This is a genomic window from Comamonas testosteroni, from assembly GCF_030505195.1.
In the GTDB taxonomy this organism is placed as follows: Bacteria; Pseudomonadota; Gammaproteobacteria; order Burkholderiales; family Burkholderiaceae_C; genus Comamonas; species Comamonas testosteroni_G.
The window spans coordinates 4,805,853-4,825,895 of the sequence record NZ_CP129672.1 but is presented as its reverse complement, the minus strand read 5'-3'; the positions used below and the strand labels follow the sequence as shown (position 1 = coordinate 4,825,895).

The 20,043-nt window shown below is 59.6% G+C and carries 18 protein-coding genes and 1 tRNA gene; 2 read left to right on the top strand and 17 right to left on the bottom strand.

Features of this window, described 5'->3' with window-relative positions; all coding sequences use genetic code 11:
* Positions 1 to 174: 174 nt before the first annotated feature.
* The 15 genes from QYQ99_RS22215 to aceA form a co-directional block, all read right to left on the bottom strand.
* Positions 175 to 813 (bottom strand): response regulator transcription factor, encoded by a 639-nt coding sequence (locus QYQ99_RS22215; protein ID WP_302090039.1) that lies wholly within the window; start codon positions 811 to 813, stop codon positions 175 to 177.
* Between the two features lie 33 nt (positions 814 to 846).
* Entirely contained in the window at positions 847 to 2,259 is a 1,413-nt protein-coding gene (locus tag QYQ99_RS22210) for an HlyD family type I secretion periplasmic adaptor subunit (RefSeq protein WP_302090038.1), read from the bottom strand.
* Entirely contained in the window at positions 2,256 to 4,394 is a 2,139-nt protein-coding gene (locus QYQ99_RS22205; RefSeq protein ID WP_302093247.1) for a type I secretion system permease/ATPase, read from the bottom strand. Before QYQ99_RS22205 ends, QYQ99_RS22210 begins: the two co-directional genes overlap by 4 nt.
* A gap of 194 nt (positions 4,395 to 4,588) precedes the next feature.
* On the bottom strand, positions 4,589 to 4,834 hold the full coding sequence (locus QYQ99_RS22200; RefSeq protein WP_302090037.1) for a hypothetical protein: 246 nt from the start codon (positions 4,832 to 4,834) through the stop codon (positions 4,589 to 4,591).
* A 37-nt stretch (positions 4,835 to 4,871) separates the two neighbouring features.
* Entirely contained in the window at positions 4,872 to 6,395 is a 1,524-nt protein-coding gene (locus QYQ99_RS22195) for a TolC family outer membrane protein (protein WP_302090036.1), read from the bottom strand.
* Positions 6,396 to 7,206: 811 nt separating this feature from the next.
* Positions 7,207 to 7,283: transfer RNA gene (locus QYQ99_RS22190), tRNA-Pro, on the bottom strand.
* A gap of 30 nt (positions 7,284 to 7,313) precedes the next feature.
* On the bottom strand, positions 7,314 to 7,763 hold the full coding sequence (locus tag QYQ99_RS22185; protein WP_302090035.1) for a MerR family transcriptional regulator: 450 nt from the start codon (positions 7,761 to 7,763) through the stop codon (positions 7,314 to 7,316).
* Between the two features lie 241 nt (positions 7,764 to 8,004).
* A complete protein-coding gene (locus QYQ99_RS22180) occupies positions 8,005 to 8,331 on the bottom strand; it encodes an integration host factor subunit alpha (RefSeq protein WP_302090034.1) in 327 nt (108 codons plus the stop codon).
* Between the two features lie 28 nt (positions 8,332 to 8,359).
* Positions 8,360 to 10,813, bottom strand: a complete 2,454-nt coding sequence (gene pheT, locus QYQ99_RS22175) for a phenylalanine--tRNA ligase subunit beta (RefSeq protein WP_302090033.1) — start codon at positions 10,811 to 10,813, stop codon at positions 8,360 to 8,362.
* 167 nt (positions 10,814 to 10,980) lie between these two features.
* The gene (gene pheS / locus QYQ99_RS22170; protein ID WP_003069975.1) at positions 10,981 to 12,033 is read right to left on the bottom strand and encodes a phenylalanine--tRNA ligase subunit alpha; all 1,053 of its coding nucleotides are present in this window, start codon (positions 12,031 to 12,033) and stop codon (positions 10,981 to 10,983) included.
* Between the two features lie 200 nt (positions 12,034 to 12,233).
* Positions 12,234 to 12,593: a 50S ribosomal protein L20 gene (gene rplT / locus QYQ99_RS22165; protein WP_003053572.1), complete on the bottom strand. Its 360-nt coding sequence runs from the start codon at positions 12,591 to 12,593 to the stop codon at positions 12,234 to 12,236.
* A gap of 26 nt (positions 12,594 to 12,619) precedes the next feature.
* On the bottom strand, positions 12,620 to 12,823 hold the full coding sequence (gene rpmI, locus QYQ99_RS22160) for a 50S ribosomal protein L35 (protein ID WP_034365623.1): 204 nt from the start codon (positions 12,821 to 12,823) through the stop codon (positions 12,620 to 12,622).
* A gap of 275 nt (positions 12,824 to 13,098) precedes the next feature.
* On the bottom strand, positions 13,099 to 13,731 hold the full coding sequence (gene infC / locus QYQ99_RS22155; RefSeq protein WP_302090032.1) for a translation initiation factor IF-3: 633 nt from the start codon (positions 13,729 to 13,731) through the stop codon (positions 13,099 to 13,101).
* 82 nt (positions 13,732 to 13,813) lie between these two features.
* Positions 13,814 to 15,733: a threonine--tRNA ligase gene (gene thrS / locus QYQ99_RS22150; protein ID WP_003075153.1), complete on the bottom strand. Its 1,920-nt coding sequence runs from the start codon at positions 15,731 to 15,733 to the stop codon at positions 13,814 to 13,816.
* A 321-nt stretch (positions 15,734 to 16,054) separates the two neighbouring features.
* A complete protein-coding gene (gene aceA, locus QYQ99_RS22145; protein ID WP_003053566.1) occupies positions 16,055 to 17,386 on the bottom strand; it encodes an isocitrate lyase in 1,332 nt (443 codons plus the stop codon).
* Positions 17,387 to 17,896: 510 nt separating this feature from the next.
* On the opposite strand from aceA, the gene QYQ99_RS22140 reads away from it, so the two are divergent.
* Positions 17,897 to 18,805 (top strand): DMT family transporter, encoded by a 909-nt coding sequence (locus tag QYQ99_RS22140; protein ID WP_302090031.1) that lies wholly within the window; start codon positions 17,897 to 17,899, stop codon positions 18,803 to 18,805.
* A gap of 13 nt (positions 18,806 to 18,818) precedes the next feature.
* On the opposite strand, the gene rraA is transcribed toward QYQ99_RS22140, so the two are convergent.
* Together rraA and QYQ99_RS22130 are read right to left on the bottom strand one after the other, a co-directional pair.
* Complete coding sequence (gene rraA, locus QYQ99_RS22135; protein WP_302090030.1) at positions 18,819 to 19,334, bottom strand: ribonuclease E activity regulator RraA; 516 nt, start codon at positions 19,332 to 19,334, stop codon at positions 18,819 to 18,821.
* A 91-nt stretch (positions 19,335 to 19,425) separates the two neighbouring features.
* Positions 19,426 to 19,695, bottom strand: a complete 270-nt coding sequence (locus tag QYQ99_RS22130; protein WP_302093293.1) for a hypothetical protein — start codon at positions 19,693 to 19,695, stop codon at positions 19,426 to 19,428.
* Between QYQ99_RS22130 and QYQ99_RS22125 the strand changes: the two genes are divergently transcribed.
* The gene (locus QYQ99_RS22125) at positions 19,613 to 19,921 is read left to right on the top strand and encodes an SWIB/MDM2 domain-containing protein (protein ID WP_003053560.1); all 309 of its coding nucleotides are present in this window, start codon (positions 19,613 to 19,615) and stop codon (positions 19,919 to 19,921) included. The two genes, QYQ99_RS22130 and QYQ99_RS22125, sit on opposite strands and share 83 nt — an antisense overlap.
* Positions 19,922 to 20,043 lie beyond the last annotated feature (122 nt).

Genomic DNA, 20,043 nt, shown 5'->3' with positions numbered 1-20,043 from the left:
GGGCACTATTGGCGTCAAAGCCAATCGGGATCTGTTTTATTCGATCTCTGCTGCTCCAGATCAAAAAAAAGCCTGAAGCCTGCAATATGCAGGCTTCAGGCTTTTCAGCAACCGGCACTACAGCGGCAGGCACCGGAGACGATCAGGTCGGCATCAGCTGCGCCAAGGTCGGGCTCAGGCCAGTTGCTTGCGCCCGATACCGTGAACCTTCAGGGTCAGCATCAGCCGATCCTGTACCTGCAGTTTCTCAAAAACCGCAGACAGATGGGCGCGCACGGTACGCTCGCTGATGGACATGCGTTCGGCGATCTCCGCATTGCTGTCACCCAGCGATGCATAACGTGCAACCTCCTGCTCGCGTGCCGACAATGGCTCGGCCCAGTCCGACTCCTGATCAGGCAGGCGGGCGTCAACATCACGTAACAAGCGCTGCAGCAGAGAGCGCCCGAGCCAGATATTGCCGCCAGCCATGCTTTGCAGCATCCGCGACAGTACCTCCGGGCCCGATTGCGCATGAGCATAGCCCGATGCTCCGCGCGACAGCAGGTTCCGGCCCTCCTCATCGCTGGGGCGGTTGCTGAGAACCAGAACCTGAAGATCCTTCAACAACTCAATCCAGCGGGCCTCAGTCGACTCGGGCAAGGATGGCAAGGCTGCATCCAGCACCACCACGGTACGGCCTTGCTGCTTCCAGCGTTGCAAATCGGCCAGACTCTGGCCGCGCGCAGGCATCCACTGAGGGCCTGCGATCTGCTGCCATTCCTGCCACAGCGTGGCATCCTGGGTCAGCATCAATACAGGCAAGGCATTCATAGAGTTCCTTTTTACTTGTTGGCGATCCATGAACTAACGTTCGATCAATGCATTGGACTTGGCACGCAGAATCGGCTTGAGCAGATACTGCATCAGGGTGCGCTTGCCGGTAAGGATATGCACCTCGGCCTGCATGCCCGGAATGATGGGACGCGAGTCATCCCCCACATGGGCTTTTTCCGTGCGCACCTTCACGACATAGAAGGAGTTCCCTTTCTCGTCCGTCACGGTGTTGGCCCCGATCTGCTCGAGTTTGCCCTGTAAGCCCCCGTAGATGGCAAAGTCATAGGCAGTGAACTTCACCTCCGCCTGCTGGCCGAAGTGCAGGAAGCCGATGTCGCGCGGATTGATCTGCACTTCCATGAGCAAGGTGTCATCCAGCGGCACGATGTCCAGAATGTCCTTGCCCGGCTGCACGACACCACCAATGGTGTTGGCCATCAAGGTATTGACCGTGCCGCGCACGGGCGAGCGGACCTCGGCCAGCTTGACGCGGTCTTCCAGCGCCACCTTGCCTTGCTCCAGGGTCCCCAGCTTGGCCTGGGTATCCGAGAGCTCGGAGCGAGACTGATTGCGCATATTCAGCTCAGACTCCTGAATCTTGCGCTCCGCCTCCTGAATCGCTGCCTGAATGCGCCCGATCTGCGCACCTGCCGCCTTGGCCTCGCCACAGAAGCGAGCCACATCCCGCTGCAGGCGCAGCAAGTCCACCTCGGACACGGCACCACTCTTGAGCAAGGGGCGAGTCACCGACAGCTCTTCGGACGTCAGGCTGCAACTGGAGGAAGCCTGGTCGCGGTTGGCCTGGGTTTCGCGCAGCTCCTGCTGGCGTTGGCGCAACTGGTCACGCGCAATATTGACATTGGTGTTGAGTTCCTGGGAACGGCTCTCCCACATGCGCCGCTCCATCTCCACGAGCTGGGGCGCCATGGCCTGCACATCTTCGGGAGCCTTGAATGGCTCGCCTGATGCCAGAGCCTGAAGACGCGCGGCCTTCGCCTTCAATGCCAGCAGCTCGGCCTTGTTCTCGCCCAGGGACGAGCTGTAGCGCGTTGGATCGATGCGCAAGATGACCTGACCCTGCTCCACATGCTCACCGGGATGCACGAGGATTTCCTTGACGATGCCGCCGTCCAGGCTCTGCACCACCTGAACCTGGCGCGAAGGAACCACCTTGCCCTGACCCCGCACCACTTCGTCGATGCGCCCCAGGCAGGCCCAGAGCAGCAGAACCAGCACAGTGACCAAGGCCACCCATATCAGCAGGCGCGAACCGCGCGCCTGTTGCTGCCCTGCCGCCCACTGCGCGTCGGCCTTGAGGTCATCCGGCTGATGCGTTCCTACCACCTCGCTGCCGTCAAGCAGCCATCGCTCCAGCCGCGACCAGCGCGCCTTGAGAGCACTCATGAAGCGCGACGGCTTTTTTTCCGATTGGGACTCGCTCATGCTCGCGCTCCTACTCCACCGATCCGCCCTTGTTTCAGCGCCTCGATGACCTGATCCTTGGCACCATCGGCAACAATCTTGCCGCCATCAATCACGATCAACCGGTCGACCAGGGTCAACAGGGCCGTGCGATGCGTGACCAGCAAAATGGTCTTGTCCTTGGCGGCCTCTTCCAAACGACGCTTGAGCTGTACTTCGCTTTGATTGTCCAGATTGCTGCTGGGCTCATCGAGCAGCAAGATGGCCGGATCGTTGATCAGGGCACGGGCAACCGCAATGGATTGGCGCTGGCCGCCGGAAAGCGACTCGCCGCGCTCGCCCACCAGCATGTCGTAGCCCTTGGGATTGCGGGCCACAAACTCATCCACACCGGCAATGCGTGCCGCATGCAACATATCGGACTCATCGGCAAACGGAGCCCCCACCAGCAGGTTGTGCTTCAAGCTACCATAGAAGAGCATGGGATCCTGGGGCACATGCCCGATGGCACGGCGCAGGTCCACGGGGTCTATCTGTCGCGCATCCACTCCGTCGATCAGCACCGAGCCCTCGCTGGGCTGATACAGGCCCAGAACCAGCTTTTCAAGCGTGGTCTTGCCCGAGCCTATGCGCCCGATAATACCGACCCGCTCACCGGGGCGCAGTGAAAAGCTCACGCCCGAAAGACTGGCCTGCTCGCTTCCCGGGTAGCTGAAACTGACATTGCGAAACTCGATGGCGCCACGCAGATCCGGACGCGAGACGAACTCACGGTCGGCTTCGTGCTCCACCGGCATCTTCATATAGTTGTCGATGGAATTGAGCGAGGTGCGTGCATTGTGAAACTGCATCATCAGCCCCGCGACCTGACCGAAGGGCGCCAGGCAACGTCCCGCAATCATGGAGGCGGCAATGATGCCGCCCATGGACAGCGCCGAATCCTGCACCTGATACACACCGATGACGACCACCGCTATGGTGACCAGTTGCTGCAAGGTCTGAACAAAGTTCACCGTACCCGAGGAGATGAACTTGATCTTGCCGCCCATATAGGCGATGTACTGGGTGGAGCTCTCCCACAGGCGCTGCACTCCGCCCTGGGCATTGAGCGTCTTGACAGCCTCCAGATTGGTCAGCGACTCCACAAGCAGCGCATTGCGCTGCGAGGAGGCCTGAAAGGTCTTGAGCGTCAGGCTCTCCATGCGCGCCTGGGCCCAGAAGGAAACCAGCAAGATCGCGGCAATCGCCACCACGGGGGGAATCAGCATCCAGGGTGAGACCCAGGCAATCGCCACCAGAAACAGCAGCACAAAGGGCAGATCCACCAGCGTCGTGAGACTGGCAGATGCAATGAAGTCGCGGACGGACTCGAACGAACGCAGATTGGCCGCAAACGAGCCCACGGATGCAGGCCGGCTTTCCATGCGCAGGTCCAGAACCCGCTCCATGATCTGCGCGGACAGCTGCACGTCCACACGCTTGCTCGCTGCATCGACAACATAGGCACGCGTCGTCGTCAGCACGAAGTTGAAGATCAGCACCAGAGAGATGCCTATGGACAGCACCCACAGTGTTTCCACCGCGTTGTTGGGCACGACCCGGTCGTACACATTCATGCTGAACAAGGGCATGGCCAACGCAAAGACATTGATGAGCACGGCGGCCAGCAAGGCATCGCGGTACAGGCGCCGGTTCTCCAGAATCACGGCCCAGAACCAGTGGCTGCTGCGAGGCTCCATGCCTTGCTGCACGGAACGCTGCTCGAAGCGGAACTGCGGACGTACAAAGCACATCAGCCCCGTGTAGTCCTGCAGCAAGGCCTGCAACTCCACCTCGACAGGACTATCCGACTCCGGATATTGCAGCAGGACGCGACCGCCCTCCTGCGCCCTGAGCAACAGGCAGGCACGGCCGCCGTGAAGCAGCAGTATCGCCGGCAGCAAGCCCTGGGGGACATCGTCCAGAGTGCGCTGCACGATCCGCGTGCTGAACTGCGCGCGAGCCGCAGCCCGGGCCAGCAGCGAAGGCGTCAGGCGCTGATCCACCAGCGGCAGGCCATTGCTCAGGGCCTGAGCCGTATAGGGCTTGCCATGCAGGTGGGTGAGCTGCACCAGGCAATCGAGCAAGGGATCGGCATGGGCCTCATGAGCCGGCATGCGCCAGCCCTCAGCCGTCGCATGCCCCGCGCTGCGCGCACCCAAAAAGGCCGGGCCGGCATGCTCCGTTGCTGCTGCTGCTGCTGCAGCGGCTTGCGGCGAAGCACCATGCCCTCCCATCTGGGTCGCATCCGTACCGCTGACCGATGCCAATGTAGGTTCAACGTCTGGTTTGGTCATCTTCAACAATCAACCTATAAAAGCTCTTCGTCGTCATCAATCAGGTCCAGCGAATTACGCATGCGCTGGCGCGCCTGCTTGCGTTGGTTCAGCTTATCAAGCGCCTGTGGCGGAAGATCCGTCAAGCGCAAGGTCCCATTGGCAAGCAGGGCGTCAATCAAGTCCTCGAGAACGCGGATGAAATCCGCATCCAGCGCCGATAACTCCCGCCGGGAAGACCGCTCCGAAGGTGGTGAATCGCTTTTATCCATGTTGTTCATCAACTCCCACAAAAGATGCCCCAGACGCCGGCAATCATCACTGACGCACAGGCGCGGCAGGTACCGGCGCTGCCGCAGGGGCTTGCGCAGGAGCACCCTGTTCGGCCCCCACGCTGAAAGGCACCGGCGTCAGATTGGCGGTGTCCGGCACCGAGGATTTGCAGCTGCGCAGCAGATCATCGGGCAAGGTCAGTGCCTGTTGCTCATCCGGGCGGCTATCGTCATGCGGCTGCGCAAGTCCCAGCACCGGCAGGATCTGGCTGGACAGCGTCAGCCACTGGTACTCGGCCTTCTTCAGATCGTATTGCGCATTGACCAAGGCACGCTGGGCATCGAACAGCTCGTTTTCGGTGTTCAGCAGATCCAGCAGCGAGCGCTGACCGATCTTGAACTGCTGCTGGTAGGCAACGCGAACCTTGGCAGTGGAGAGCACGTGCTCACGCAGGAAGGGCGTTTGCTGACGCAGACGGGCCATATTGTTCCAGGTGATCGACAACTCCTGCTGGAGGTTGCGGCAGGTGTAATCGCGCACATCCTGCGCCGCATAACCCTGGGCAATCGTCTGGCGCAGGCGTGCCTCGTCGGCACCGCCTCGATACAGGTTGTAGGTCAGCATCAGCTGCACCCGCGAGCTCTGCACATCCCTGTAGGCGGGTGAGTTCTGGTCACGATCGCGTCCGGTGGAAGCGAGCAGTTCGAGCTTGGGCATGTGCGCGCCCTTGGCCGCCTTCTGACCGGCCTCGGCCGCTTGCACCAGAGCCTGCTTGGACAACAGCAGCGGGCTGGCGCGCAGGGAATCGCCGAAATCCTTGGCAACCCCGGAGACAGGCAGCTTGCCAGTCACCTCGGGCGCGGGATCCAGCGTGGCCGCCGGATACTCGCCCACCACGCGGCGGTAGCGCTGCATCACATCGTTGAGGTTGTTGCTCTCGGTCATCAGATTGGTCTGTGCCAGGGACAGACGACCGCTGGCCTGCTCCAGGTCCACGCCACGCCCCACGCCAGACTGCTGGCGCTCACGCAACTGCCCCAGCGTCACCTGGTGGGTGCCGAAGTTTTCGCGCGCCAGCTTTTCCATTTCGCGGTAACGCTGCACATCCAGATAGGCCGCAACGACATCGTTGGCCAGGTTTTCGGTGGTCGCGCGCAGATCGTAGAACTTGGCCAGCTTCTCGAAGCCCAACTGGCGGATATTGCTGCTGGTGGTGAAACCATCAAAGATCAGCTGACGCAGCTGCAGATTCCAGCCCGGGCGGTTCCAGTTCTGCGATGGAGAATCCTGGATATGGCTGCGCCACTCGCGTCCAACCCAGCCTTGGGCGGTGACCTGGGGACGCCAGCCGCCGCGGGCTACGTTCTGACCTTCAGCCGACGACGTGAAATCCTGGAAGCGCGCCTGCACTTCGGGGTGGGTCATCAGCGCCTGCTCCACCACTTTTTGCAGTGCAACGCCTTGTTCGTTGGCCTGTTGCGCATTCATGGTCGTCTGAGCCATGCCGGCCATGGCCCACGATGCCACGCCCAGGGTGGCGACCACTTGTGCAATCTGATTGAATTTCATTGATATCCCTCTCATTGGGCTCCGACCGGGCAATGCGACAGCTGACCCGCCAGAACGCTGGCGAGAGCAATCGGTGCAACCTTGAAAGTCGTTCCCGCGGAAGCTGGTTGTTGATGCGGACAGGCTCGCTGCTGCCCGGCAAGGCATCGCATACGGCCTCAGAACTCGTCACACGGAGTTCTGTAATTCTCTTGATCACGGCCTTTGGCGTCATGCCAGCGCCGCACGCGAGATTGAAGCTCAGGCAACGCTTGTTGCCTGATCGTCAAAACCCATGACTTTGCCTGGCGCAGCACCACAAAGCCGTGGTGAAGGAGTGAACAGGTCAGCCCCTGGCCAGACAAATCGCGCGGACAGGCTGTGAAGCGGCTATAGGCTAGACACAGCGCATTTGGAGATTTTCCTTTCCACGATAGCAAGGCGGAGCCTCCGGTTTCCGGCCGGTGTTCTTGACGCATAACCTTGCATGCGAAGCCGTGCGTTGATGGCTGATCTCCTGGCAATACCATCAAACAACTGGATTCGATTGCAAATCTAGCACAACGCATGCAAGAATTTGTTTCAAAAATCACTCAAACAGCCGAAGTTCGATTTTTTCGCCTGGAATTGGCAATTCTTTTCATTTCGTTCTTATATCAAAGAAACCAAGAATCAATACCGCATCCATTCTCGCTATTCTCGTTGGAGCGAACGCAATCAGGCGAAATCAGACCCACTCCTACAGTGAAGTCGTCATCAAATACTTCACGCCGGATCACCTCAGAAATAGAAAAAGGGCTTCTGACTTGATAGTCAGAAGCCCTTGTCTAATTGGTCGGAATGGCGGGATTCGAACTCGCGACCCCTTGCACCCCATGCAAGTGCGCTACCAGGCTGCGCTACATTCCGAAGACTTGAATTATACACAGAAATTCGATGTCAAAGAGAAAGCAGCGCCCTGATCTGCAAAAGCTCCTCTTTGACCTCCTCCATGCCCATGGCACCGGCAGGCTCCGAGCAGCCCTGCTCCAGCATTGCAGCCAGCAAAGGGCTTTGCTCCAGCTCTTTGCCCTGAGGGGACAGGGCCGGATGCACAAGCACCGGCTGCTGCTCGACTGCCCTGCCATGACCCGTCACCAGTTCACGCAGACGATTTCGTGCACCGCTGATGGTGAAGCCCTGCTCGTAGAGCAGCTCGCGAATGCGACGCACCATCAACACCTCATGATGCTGGTAGTAGCGTCGGTTGCCACGACGCTTCATGGGCTTGAGCTGCACAAACTCCTGCTCCCAGTAACGCAGCACATGAGGCTTGACGTCGCAAAGATCCGCAACTTCACCGATGGTGAAATAGCGCTTGGCGGGAATTGCTGGCAAAGATGAAGCCATGGCTGGTTGCAAGCGGTCAGTGAAGGGATGGGTGAAAGATAGGCAATCACGACCTGCGCAAATCCGGATCAGGCACGGTGTTTTATCGATCGAGATGCCCGCTATGCATTCCTGTTTGCGCAAGTCCTAGCAATATAGCGCGAAGAGCTGACAGGACCTTGCACCGCGCGCGACGCAAGACTGTCAGCTCTTCAGTGACCGATGCTCCGCTTGACAGTGCATCCGCCGTGTGCCAATCGCCTTAAGACTCCGAACTCTCGCCCTGGATCAGCTCCTTGAGCTTGCTGCTGGCATGAAAGGTCACCACGCGGCGCGCAGCGATGGGAATCAGCTCGCCGGTGCGCGGGTTGCGACCGGGCCGAGGCGCCTTGGTGCGGATCTGGAAGTTGCCAAAGCCCGAAAGCTTGACGTCTTCGCCCTCCACCAGCTTTTGCGAGATCAGGTCGAAAAACGCATCCACCATGTCCTTGGCTTCGCGCTTGTTCAGACCGATTTCGTCAAACAGCAGATCGGCCAGCTGCGCCTTGGTCAACGCAGGGCTGTCGATGCTCTCTACGGCAAGCTCCATGGGTCGATCTCCTTGTGGATTGAACATATCAGCGCAGTCGAGCCGCAACGCGTTCAACCAGAGCCGCAATTGTGCCCTGCATGGCGGCCTCGATTTCCGCATCGGTCAGCGACGCGCTGTCGCTGCCCAGCGTCAGACGCACGGCCAGGCTCTTTTCGTCCTGGGCCAGACTGCCCAGCGCCGCTTCCTCGCCCGCCTTGAGCTTCTTGGGACGGAATACGTCGAACAGCACGGCCGAGCGCAGAATGCCGCCCTGCACGCCTTGCTGCACGGCTTCCATCACCTGGGCGTGGGTCACGGCTTCCTTGACGACCACGGCAATGTCGCGCTCCACCGCCTGGTGCTTGGCCACGGGCTTGAACACAGGGACCTGACGGGCCAGCACGGCGTCCAGCTCCAGCTCGAACATCACGGGAGCCTGGGCCAGATCCCATTCCTGGCGCCATTGGGGGTGCAGCTCGCCGACAAAGCCGATGGCCTTGCCGTCCAGCAGCACGCGCGCGCAGCGGCCGGGGTGCATGGCGGGGTGCTCGGCAGGCTCGAACACGGGCTTGGCCGGAGCCAGCAGCGCTTCCACATCGCCCTTGACGTCGTAGAAGTCGACCTTGGCTTCTGCCCTGCCCCACTGCAGCTGATCGGCAGCGCCGTAGGCCAGACCCGCCACGCGCATGGGCTGGTAAAAGCCCTTGACGGTGGTGTCGGAGTCGACCACGGAGTCGTCCTTGAAGAACACGCGGCCCAGCTCGAACACACGCACGCGCTGCGCCTTGCGGTCCACGTTGAACTTCAAGACTTGCAGCAGCGAGCCCAGCAGCGACGAGCGCATCACGCTCAGATGGCTGGCAATGGGGTTGAGCAGCTTGATGGCATTGTTGTTGCCTGCCAGCTCCTGCTCCCACTTTTCTTCGACAAAGCTGAAGTTGATGGTTTCCTGGTAGCCCAGGCCCGCCAGTTCGTGGCGCACGGCATAGGGGCTGCGCTCGTTCTCAGCGCGCAGCTTGGGCGAGATCGGGGCCAGCGGCTTGGGGGTCGGCAGGTTTTCGTAGCCGATCATGCGGGCCACTTCCTCGATCAGATCCTCTTCCAGATTGATGTCGAAGCGGAAGGTAGGAGCAGTCACCGAAATCACGCCCTCCGAAGCCACGGAGGCAGGCAGGCCCAGGCCGTTCAGGGCGTCCAGGCATTGCTGCTGGGTCACGTCCATGCCGATGACCTTGGCCGCACGCGACACGCGCAGCTGCACAGCCTTGGAGGTGGGCATATTGGGCCGCTGGTCGTCCATGGCGCCGACCTGTGTCTCGGGCGTGCCGCAGATTTCCAGCACCAGCGCGGTGATGCGCTCGATGTGCTCGGTGGTGAACTCGGGGTCCACACCGCGCTCGAAGCGGTGACCGGCGTCGGTCGAGAAGTTGAAGTGGCGCGAGCGGCCGGCCACGGCCTTGGGGAACCAGAACGCGGCTTCGATGTAGATGTTGCGGGTGTCGTCGGAGACGGCCGTGGCGTCGCCGCCCATGATGCCGGCCAGCGACTCAACCTGCTTGTCATCGGCAATCACGCCGACCTTCAGGAAATCGTCGATCTTGATGGTGTTGCCGTTGAGCAGCTTGAGCGTTTCGCCCTCCTTGCCCCAGCGCACATTCAGGCCGCCACTGATCTTGTCCAGATCGAAGATATGGCTGGGACGGCCCAGCTCGAACATCACATAGTTGGAGATATCCACCAGCGGGCTGACCGAGCGCTGACCGCAGCGCGCCAGGCGGTCCACCATCCACTGGGGCGTCTTCACCCGCGTGTTGACGTTGCGCACGATACGGCCCGAGAAGCGTCCGCACAGATCGGTCGCCTCGATCTTGACCGGCAGCTTGTCTTGCAAGGCCACGGCCGCAGCGGGGAAGGACAGAGCTTTGAGCGGCGTGCCGGTCAGCGCCGACAGCTCGCGCGCCACACCGTAGACACTCAGGCAGTGCGCCAGATTGGGCGTGAGCTTGAGCGTGAACAGCGTGTCGTCCAGATTCAGGTACTCGCGCACGCTCTGGCCCAGGGGCGCATCGGCAGGGAACTCCAGCAGACCGCTGGCGTCTTCGTCGATGCCCAGCTCCTTGGCCGAGCACAGCATGCCAAAGCTCTGCACGCCGCGCAGCTTGCCGATCTTGATCTTGAAGGGCTTGCCATCGGCACCGGGCGGCAGCTCGGCGCCCACGGTGGCGCAGGGAATGCGGATGCCCACGCGCGCGTTCGGCGCGCCGCAGACGATGTTCAGCAGCTCGGGCTGGCCAATATCCACCTTGCATACGCGCAGACGGTCGGCGTCGGGGTGTTGCACGGCTTCCTTGATTTCGCCGACCACGATGCCGGTGAAGGGAGGCGCCACAGGATCCAGCTCTTCCACTTCCAGACCGGCCATGGTCAGGGTATCGGCCAGTTGCTGGGTGGTCAGATTGGGGTTGCAGTATTCGCGCAACCAGGATTCAGGAAATTGCATAGTCAGACTCTTTGGCGTTCATGCCAGTCGCACCGCAAGCGGTCTGCCACTGGCTGGGCATGCGTATCATCAAAAAGATGAGCTACTAGCGCTCGTCACACAAGGATTTCAGCATAAAAACTATCTGAAATCGTTTCAAAGCGTGCGCTGACAGCTCACTTTTTTAATTACTGAAACTGCGACAGAAAACGGATGTCGCCGTCGAAGAACAGGCGCAGGTCGTTCACGCCGTAACGCAGCATGGTCAGGCGGTCGGGGCCCATGCCAAAGGCAAAGCCGATGTATTTTTCGGGGTCCAAGCCCATGTTGCGCACCACATTGGGGTGCACCTGGCCGGAGCCCGCCACTTCCAGCCACTTGCCGGCCAGCGGGCCGCTCTGGAACTGGATGTCGATTTCGGCCGAAGGCTCGGTGAACGGGAAGAAGCTGGGACGAAAACGCAGCACCAGATCATCCTGCTCGAAGAAGGTCTTGCAGAAATCGGTGAACACGACCTTCAGGTCCTTGAAGCTCACGTTCTCGCCGATCCACAGGCCTTCGCACTGGTGGAACATCGGCGAGTGGGTGGCATCCGAGTCCACACGGTAGGTGCGGCCGGGGGCAATCACGCGGATCTCGGGCATGGTCTGGCCGGCATCGAGCGCGTTGCGGTAATTCTTCACATGCTGCACGGCATGGCGCACCTGCATGGGGCTGGTGTGCGTGCGCAGCAGATTGGGTGCGTGCTGGGTGCCGCCTTCGACATAGAAGGTGTCGTGCATGGAGCGCGCGGGATGGTCTTCGGGCGTGTTCAGCGCCGTGAAGTTGAACCAGTCGGATTCGATCTCGGGGCCCTGGGCCACATCAAAGCCCATGGAGCCGAAAATACCCTCGATACGCTCCATGGTGATGGAGACGGGGTGCAGCCCTCCCGCGCCACGACGGCGACCAGGCAGAGTCACATCCAGCACCTCGGCCTTCAGATGGGCCTGCAGCTCGGCGTCTGCCAAAGCCTTGCGACGGGCGGTCAAGGCCGCTTCGATCGCCTGCTTGGCCACGTTGATGGCGGCGCCGCGCGACTTCTTCTCTTCGACGGAAAGCTGCGCCATGCCCTTCATGAGCTCGGTCATCTTGCCCGACTTGCCCAGAAACTGCGCCTTGGCATTTTCCAGATCAGCGGGGGTGTGGGCTTGCGCAAACAGTTGCTGTGCGCTTTCGACCAGAGAATCCAACTCGTTCATATCGACTCTTTATCGACTTGTAAAAATAAACAAGGGCTAGTGCCTTTTCAAGCCCTAGCCCTTGCTGTTTGTGCATCAGCAGCTACCGAACAAGACACGACTTCTGCAATCAGGTTCGAGCAAGATGCTCGCCCATCGGCAAATGCCTTTGGGGATTCTGGTCTGCAAAAGTCCTACAAGAGTAACTACCGATCGTGACCTCAGGCAGCCAGCTTGGCCTTGACTTGGTCGACGATAGCTGCAAAAGCAGCCTTGTCGTGCACGGCGATATCGGCCAGCATCTTGCGGTCGATTTCGATGGCAGCCTTCTTCAGGCCGTTGGCGAATTGGCTGTAAGTCAGACCCAGTTCACGTGCAGCAGCGTTGATACGAGCGATCCACAGCTGACGGAACACGCGCTTCTTGGTACGACGGTCACGGTAGGCGTATTGACCAGCCTTCATGACCGCTTGCTTGGCAACGCGGAAGACGTTACCACGGCGACCGCGGAAACCCTTGGCCAGATTCAGAACTTTTTTGTGACGGGCACGGGCCGTTACACCACGTTTGACGCGAGGCATGTGTTTTCTCCTAGTTCGTCAGTGAATTACAGACCAGCGCCAGGCAACATCTTTGCGATGGAGCCCATATCGCCTTCATGCACGTTGACAATGCCACGCAGGTGACGCTTGTTCTTCGTGGTCTTCTTGGTCAAGATGTGACGCTTGAAGGCTTGACCGCGCTTGACGGTACCACCGGGACGAACGCGAAAACGCTTCTTCGCGCTGCTCTTAGTCTTCATTTTGGGCATGTGAATGCTCCTATTGAATTTGTGCTCGCAAGGCGGTGTGCAACCTGCACACACTTCGCTGGCCTCCGAGGCACTTGTTTGTCAGTCCGGCCAGGCCGGACTGACGTCTTGCAGGCAAGCCTGCAAATTCTTTGTTGCCGCACAAAAACGACTTACGCAAATCAGGTCTTAGGCAAGGCATCTTCTAAAAGAAGCTGGCCGTTGCGACATCCTTGTTTGCGTAAGTCCTGCAAAAGTGGGCCAAGCCCACTTTTACCCGCAAGGCAAAACAGCAATTATGCCTTATCTGCAGCTTCAGGTGCAGCAGCGACGCCATCACCTTGTGGTTTTGCACCACCGGCAGGCTTCTTGCCGCCTGCACGAGACGGCGCCACCATCATGATCATCTGACGGCCTTCCAGCTTGGGGAACTGCTCCACCTGGATGGAATCGGCCAGATCGTCGCGCAGACGGTTGAGCAGATTCAGACCCAGCTGCTGGTGCGTGATTTCACGGCCGCGGAAACGCAGCGTGATCTTGCACTTGTCGCCTTCCGCCAGAAAACGGCGGATATTGCGCAGTTTGATGTTGTAGTCACCATCATCCGTACCAGGGCGGAACTTCACTTCCTTGATTTCGATGACGGTCTGCTTGGCCTTGGCTTCGGCAGCCTTCTTCTGTTCCTGGTACTTGAACTTGCCGTAATCCATCAAACGGCAGACCGGAGGAGATGCGTTGGCCGCAATTTCCACCAGGTCGACATCCAACTCACCGGCCATGCGCAGCGCTTCTAGCAGCGGCACGATGCCCAGAGGCTCGTTGTCAGGACCAGACAGACGCACTTCAGGCGCCATGATTTCTCGGTTCAGTCGATGCTTGCGCTCTTCACGGTGGCGCCGATCGCGAAATTCAGTAGCTATGGTTTTCACCCTTGGATTGAAATGGCTACAACAGCGTAGCCGGCTAGCGTGCCTTGCACGCTGACCGGCCCGCCACAAAAATTAATCTGCTTCAGGCCTTGGCCGTGATGTCCTTGGCGAGCAATTCAATGAATGCATCAACCGACATCACACCGAGGTCTTTGTTACCCCGGGCGCGCACTGCAACCGCACCAGCAGCCTTCTCCTTGTCGCCTGCGACAAGGATGTAGGGCAGCTTCTGCATGGAATGCTCGCGTATTTTATACGTAATCTTTTCATTGCGCAGATCTGTCACTACCCTAAGGCTTTGATTCGGCAATGCTTTTTGCAGCTTCTGCGCAACTTCCTGCGCATAGTCGGCCTGAGCGTCCGTGATATTGAGCACGGCAGCCTGCACGGGAGCCAGCCAGGCAGGCAGCGCGCCCGAGTGATGCTCGACCAAAATGCCGATGAAACGCTCGAGCGAACCCAGAATCGCGCGGTGCAGCATGATGGGACGATGGCGCTCGCCATCCTCGCCCACGAATTCCGCATCGAGACGCTCGGGCATGTTCGGGTCCACCTGGATGGTGCCGCACTGCCATTCGCGACCCAGCGCATCCTTCAGGGTGTACTCGATCTTCGGGCCGTAGAACGCGCCCTCGCCCGGCAGATACTCGAACTCGCAACCCGAAGCGCGCAGACCTTCGGCCAGCGCGTTCTCGGCCTTGTCCCAGGCTTCATCGGTGCCGATGCGCTTCTCGGGACGGGTCGACAGGCGATACAAAATATTGGTGAAACCGAAGTCGGCATACACCTTTTGCAGCAGCGAAGTGAAGGCCGTCACCTCGGCCTGGATCTGGTCTTCGGTACAGAAGATGTGACCATCGTCCTGAGTGAAGGCACGCACGCGCATGATGCCGTGCAGCGAACCGGTGGGCTCGTTGCGATGGCAGTTGCCGAACTCGCCAAAGCGCAGCGGCAGATCGCGATAGCTCTTGATGCCTTGCTTGAAGATGATGATGTGGCCCGGGCAGTTCATGGGCTTGAGGGCATATTCACGCTTTTCCGAATCGGTGGTGAACATGTTTTCGCGGTACTTGTCCCAGTGGCCGGTCTTCTCCCACAGGCCCTTGTCCAGAATCTGCGGAGCCTTGACTTCCTGGTAGCCGTTGTCCTGATAGACGCGGCGCATGTACTGCTCGACCTGTTGCCAGACTGCCCAACCCTTGGGGTGCCAGAACACGGTGCCGGGCGAATGCTCATCGATGTGGAACAGATCCAGCTCGCGGCCCAGCTTGCGGTGATCGCGCTTTTCGGCTTCTTCCAGGCGGAACAGATAGTCCTTGAGCTCGTCCTTGGTCGCCCAGGCGGTGCCGTAGATGCGCTGCAGCATCTCGTTGCGGTGGTCGCCACGCCAGTAGGCACCGGCCACCTTCATCAGCTTGAAGTGCTTGAGCTTGCCAGTGCTGGGCACGTGAGGGCCACGGCACAGATCTTCGAAGGCGCCTTCACGGTACAGGCTCACATCCTCGTTGCTGGGGATGGAGGCAATGATCTCGGCCTTGTAGGCTTCGCCGATGCCCTTGAAGTACTGCACGGCCTCGTCGCGCGGCAGCACGCGACGCACCACCTGCTCGTCCTTGTTGGCCAGCTCGGTCATCTTCTTTTCGATGGCAGCCAGATCTTCGGGAGTGAAGGGACGCTTGTACGAGAAGTCGTAGTAGAAACCGTTTTCGATCACAGGGCCGATGGTGACCTGGGCATCGGGAAACAGCTCCTTGACGGCATAGGCCAGCAAGTGAGCGGTGGAGTGGCGGATCACCTCCAGACCATCGGCATCCTTGGCGGTGATGATGGACAGCGGCGAATCCTGCTCGATCACAAAGCTGGTGTCCACGACCTTGCCGTTGATCTTGCCGGCAAGTGCCGCCTTGGCCAGGCCGGAGCCGATCGAAGCAGCGACCTCAGCGACCGAAACCGGGCCCGGATATTCGCGCTTGGAGCCATCGGGGAGCGTGATGTTGATCATGAAATTCCTTGTCAAACCAAATTTGTGTGGGTGAGGGCCAGCGCCAGAGCTTTGGAGTTGCCTGAAAGCAAAAAGCGCGGAACCAGTCCGCGCTTTGATGAGGGGTCGAGAAATCTCGGGCAGGCGCGAACCGCCAGCTGCCATCAGCAGCTGAAGTACATCTCCGATGTAGTTCGCGGTGTCATAACCGTTGATGCCTTTCTCGCCCTTGTGAATTGAAGTCGCGGCATTTTAACCCGGCAAACAAAAAAGCGCCCGAGACTTTCGCCCCGGGCGCATAACCCCTTTTTTTACCTAGACAGAATCACGATTCATCGTGGCTCAATGGAACTGCTCTTCCTCGGTGGAGCCGGTCAGCGCCTTGACGCTGGAGGAGCCGCCCTGGATCACGGTGGTCACGTCGTCGAAGTAACCTGCGCCCACTTCCTGCTGGTGCGAGACAAAGGTGTAGCCCTTGTCACGAGCCGCGAATTCGGGCTCCTGGATCATTTCCACGTAGTGCTTCATGCCTTCGCCGCGAGCGTACTCGTGGGCGAACTTGAAGGTGTTGTACCAGTTGCTGTGAATGCCGGCCAGCGTGATGAACTGGAACTTGTAACCCAGTGCGGACAGGTCTTCCTGGAAGGAAGCGATCTGGCTGTCGTTGAGATTCTTCTTCCAGTTGAACGAAGGCGAGCAGTTGTAGCTCAGCAGCTTGCCTGGGCAGGCTGCGTGCACGGCCTGGGCAAATTCGCGGGCAAAGCCGATATCGGGCACACCGGTTTCGCACCACACCAGATCCGCATAGGGAGCGTAGGCCACGCCGCGGCTGATGGATTGCTCCAGACCGTTCTTGACACGGTAGAAGCCCTCCTGAGTACGCTCGCCAGTCAGGAACGGGATGTCGTTCTCGTCATGGTTGCTGGTGATCAGGTTGGCCGCTTCGGCATCGGTACGGGCCAGCACAATGGTGGGCACGCCCATCACGTCAGCTGCAAAACGGGCGGCGATCAGCTTCTCGACCGCTTCGCGGGTGGGCACCAGCACCTTGCCGCCCATGTGGCCGCACTTCTTGACGGCGGCCAACTGGTCTTCAAAGTGCACGCCGGCAGCACCTGCCTGAATCATGTTCTTCATCAGCTCGAACGCGTTGAGCACGCCGCCAAAGCCGGCTTCCGCATCAGCCACGATGGGCAGGAAGTAGTCGATGAACTCCTTGTCGCCGGGGTTGATGCCCTTGCCCCATTGGATTTCATCGGCGCGCTTGAAGGTGTTGTTGATGCGACGCACCATGGTGGGCACGGAGTCATAGGCGTACAGCGACTGATCGGGGTACATGGTCTCGGAGGTGTTGCCGTCGGCGGCTACTTGCCAGCCCGACAGGTACACGGCTTCCAGGCCGGCCTTGGCCTGCTGCATGGCCTGGCCTGCAGAGATGGCGCCGAAGGCGTTCACATAGCCCTTCTTCGAGCTGCCGTTAATCTTGTCCCACAGCACTTCGGCGCCGCGCTGGGCCAGCGTGTACTCAGGCTGCAGGCTGCCACGCAGACGCACCACATCGGCAGCGCTGTAACCGCGCTTTACGCTCTTCCAGCGTGGGTTCTGTGCCCAGTCTTTTTCGAGGGCTGCGATTTGCTGTTCACGGCTCAGTTGCTGAGTCAGGGATTGGGGCATGGTGCACTCCTTAGCGGTTAAAACAAGATGACTTGGTGTTCGTCCTTGGGATCTACTCTATGTCTGCGACGTTCTTCTACAAAGTCTTATGTCTTATAAAAGACTGAAATTTATATTCAATAAAATCAATGGCTTATTTTTATTTTTCACAATGAGAAAACGCATTTCTCGTATTGAGAAATTTTGCGGCAGCGCAGCATTTCAATTTTTCATAATAAGAAATTGAATTCTTGCTTCATGAAAAATTTGCGCAAGCACGGCCTCTCAAGTCGGCATCCTTTGAACGCGGCACGAAAAAAGTCCCGGCGCCTGTCTTGATCTACCCATTTACCCGGCACGGGACTGGCCAGGCCACTTGAACAAAACCAGGTGACAGGACAAAGACACAGTGCCCAAGGCGGCGAGAACAAAAAAACAACAGCCCCCTGCTCCGAGTCAAATGCATGCAACAGCCCTGCCACACTGCCTTGCATCACCTTCTCTGGTCATCGACATCCATTTCGCCACGCCATGCACACGCCCAGTCGCCCCATCGCCTATCTCTGCCTGGCGCTCAGCATGTCTTTGGTGGGGAGCTATGTGGCCCTGTCCAAGCCTCTGGCTGCCATCTTTCCGGTCATGCTGCTGGCTTGGCTGCGCTTTGGCATCGGTGCCGTGGCCATGCTGGGCTGGCTCAAGGCCCCTGCACACGAGACAACTCTGAGCAGGCAGACCAAATGGCTGCTGTTTTTTGAGTCCTTCTTCGGCAATTTCCTTTTCACGCTCTGCATGATCAGCGGCGTGGCCTTGACCAGTGCGGTCACGGCGGGCGTGACCATGGCCGCAATTCCTGCCGCAGTCGCCATCATGAGCTGGCTTTTTCTGCGCGAAGCCGTTGGCGCGCGTACATGGACAGCCATTGTTTTCGCAGTGGCCGGCATAGGGCTGAATGCCTTGAGCAAGACCGAAAGCAGCCTAACCGCACATCCTCAGCAAGGCCTGGGTCAGTTGCTGCTGATTGCCGCCGTACTGTGCGAGGCTGCATATGCCGTGATCGGCAAAAAGCTCACCGCCAGCGTAAGCCCCAAGCGTATTACGGCACTGATCAATCTCTGGGGGTTCGCGCTTTCCACGCCCGCCGGGCTCTATCTGGCCTGGCAGTTTGATTTTTCCCGGGTTTCGGTGCCTGCATGGGGCCTGCTGCTGTTTTACGCCCTGGCCGCCTGTGTCTGGACGGTGTGGCTGTGGATGACGGGGCTGCGCGCCGTGCCCGCATCGCGAGCCGGAATTTTTACCGTGCTGCTGCCCATCAGCGCCGCTGTGGTGGGTACGCTGGCCCTGGGCGAGCGCATCGGCAGCATGCAATTGCTGGCCTTCGGCATAGCCCTGACCAGCGTTGTGATTGCAACCTGGCCCGGCTCATTGCAGATCAGGCGTTAGGCAGCATCAGCCATCAGGCAAGCAGGTTGCGGCGGCTCAGCACAATGCCGTCGGAGTCGGCATACAGCCAGTCGCCCGGGCGAATCCACAGGCCTGCGATCTGCACATAGGTATCGCGCAGTCCCTGGCCTTGCTTGGCGGTAGGCATGGGGTTGAGCGCCAGCGCATACAGACCCAGGGGCGTGGATTTCAGCTCGGCCACGTCGCGCACGCAGCCATAGACAAGCACCCCGGCCCAGCCGTTCTGGGCCGCCGATGTCGCCACATTACCGCCCACCAGAGCTCGGCGCAGCGAGCCGCCGCCATCGACCACCAGCACACGGCCACCTCCCGGCTCGGCCAGCGCCGCTCGCACCAGACTGTTGTCGTCCAGACACTGCACGGTGCTGACCTCGCCCGTAAAGCCGACATGCCCGCCATAGCTGTGGAACACGGGCGGCAGCACGCGGAAATCGCTGCTGTCGTCACTGATATGCGCATCGCACAAATCGCAGGTGCTAAAGCCAAGAGAAGCCGAGGAATCGCTCATGAAAATCTCCACAGAACCAACTCTCCCGCATCTTGCCCTGAGCACCCGACATAACACAAGCACCTGCGGGCACACACAGAGAGCAACTTTTTCACAACACTCTCAAGGAAAAACCCGTGAAAACGGACACTAAAGGGCCTGAGAGCAACAAATCAAGGCAAAAAAACAGCCCACTAGCTTGGAAGAGCGATTTTTTGCCATTAGCATCAGCCTCAGCCAGTGGATTGCAGCTGTATTTCGCTGGTGATAAGTCCACTACCCAATTAGGAATAAGCAAAATGGCAACTGCAAAGAAGGCACCCGCTGCAGCACCGGCAGCAGCTCCCGCCGCTAAGAAGCGCACTCCCAACGCTGCCTTCATGAAACCTCTGACCCCCAGCGCCGCTCTGGCTGCCGTGGTTGGCAAGGATCCCCTGCCCCGCACTGAAATCATCAGCAAGCTGTGGGTCTACATCAAGGCCAACAACCTGCAAGATGCGGCCAACAAGCGCATGATCAACGCTGATGCCAAGCTCAAGGAAGTCTTCGGCAAGCCCCAAGTCTCCATGTTCGAGATGGCCGGCCTGATCGGCAAGCACGTCAAGTAAGCACTGCGCTTGCGCTGACCACAAAAAAGCTGGCCTGAGCCAGCTTTTTGCGTTTCTGAGACAAGCACCTCACGGCCGAACGGCTGATACCGCAAAGCAAGCCGGGGCTTGCGATCGAGCCC

What these genes read in the sequence shown, in the direction of transcription:
- QYQ99_RS22215 (WP_302090039.1), bottom strand. Translation starts at nt 813, where the DNA reads ATGAATGCCTTGCCTGTATTGATGCTGACCCAGGATGCCACGCTGTGG.
- QYQ99_RS22210 (WP_302090038.1), bottom strand. Translation starts at nt 2,259, where the DNA reads ATGAGCGAGTCCCAATCGGAAAAAAAGCCGTCGCGCTTCATGAGTGCT.
- QYQ99_RS22205 (WP_302093247.1), bottom strand. Translation starts at nt 4,394, where the DNA reads ATGCCGGCTCATGAGGCCCATGCCGATCCCTTGCTCGATTGCCTGGTG.
- QYQ99_RS22200 (WP_302090037.1), bottom strand. Translation starts at nt 4,834, where the DNA reads ATGAACAACATGGATAAAAGCGATTCACCACCTTCGGAGCGGTCTTCC.
- QYQ99_RS22195 (WP_302090036.1), bottom strand. Translation starts at nt 6,395, where the DNA reads ATGAAATTCAATCAGATTGCACAAGTGGTCGCCACCCTGGGCGTGGCA.
- QYQ99_RS22185 (WP_302090035.1), bottom strand. Translation starts at nt 7,763, where the DNA reads ATGGCTTCATCTTTGCCAGCAATTCCCGCCAAGCGCTATTTCACCATC.
- QYQ99_RS22180 (WP_302090034.1), bottom strand. Translation starts at nt 8,331, where the DNA reads ATGGAGCTTGCCGTAGAGAGCATCGACAGCCCTGCGTTGACCAAGGCG.
- pheT (WP_302090033.1), bottom strand. Translation starts at nt 10,813, where the DNA reads ATGCAATTTCCTGAATCCTGGTTGCGCGAATACTGCAACCCCAATCTG.
- pheS (WP_003069975.1), bottom strand. Translation starts at nt 12,033, where the DNA reads ATGAACGAGTTGGATTCTCTGGTCGAAAGCGCACAGCAACTGTTTGCG.
- rplT (WP_003053572.1), bottom strand. Translation starts at nt 12,593, where the DNA reads ATGCCTCGCGTCAAACGTGGTGTAACGGCCCGTGCCCGTCACAAAAAA.
- rpmI (WP_034365623.1), bottom strand. Translation starts at nt 12,823, where the DNA reads ATGCCCAAAATGAAGACTAAGAGCAGCGCGAAGAAGCGTTTTCGCGTT.
- thrS (WP_003075153.1), bottom strand. Translation starts at nt 15,733, where the DNA reads ATGATCAACATCACGCTCCCCGATGGCTCCAAGCGCGAATATCCGGGC.
- aceA (WP_003053566.1), bottom strand. Translation starts at nt 17,386, where the DNA reads ATGCCCCAATCCCTGACTCAGCAACTGAGCCGTGAACAGCAAATCGCA.
- QYQ99_RS22140 (WP_302090031.1), top strand. Translation starts at nt 17,897, where the DNA reads ATGCACACGCCCAGTCGCCCCATCGCCTATCTCTGCCTGGCGCTCAGC.
- rraA (WP_302090030.1), bottom strand. Translation starts at nt 19,334, where the DNA reads ATGAGCGATTCCTCGGCTTCTCTTGGCTTTAGCACCTGCGATTTGTGC.
- QYQ99_RS22125 (WP_003053560.1), top strand. Translation starts at nt 19,613, where the DNA reads ATGGCAACTGCAAAGAAGGCACCCGCTGCAGCACCGGCAGCAGCTCCC.
- QYQ99_RS22130 (WP_302093293.1), bottom strand. Translation starts at nt 19,695, where the DNA reads ATGAAGGCAGCGTTGGGAGTGCGCTTCTTAGCGGCGGGAGCTGCTGCC.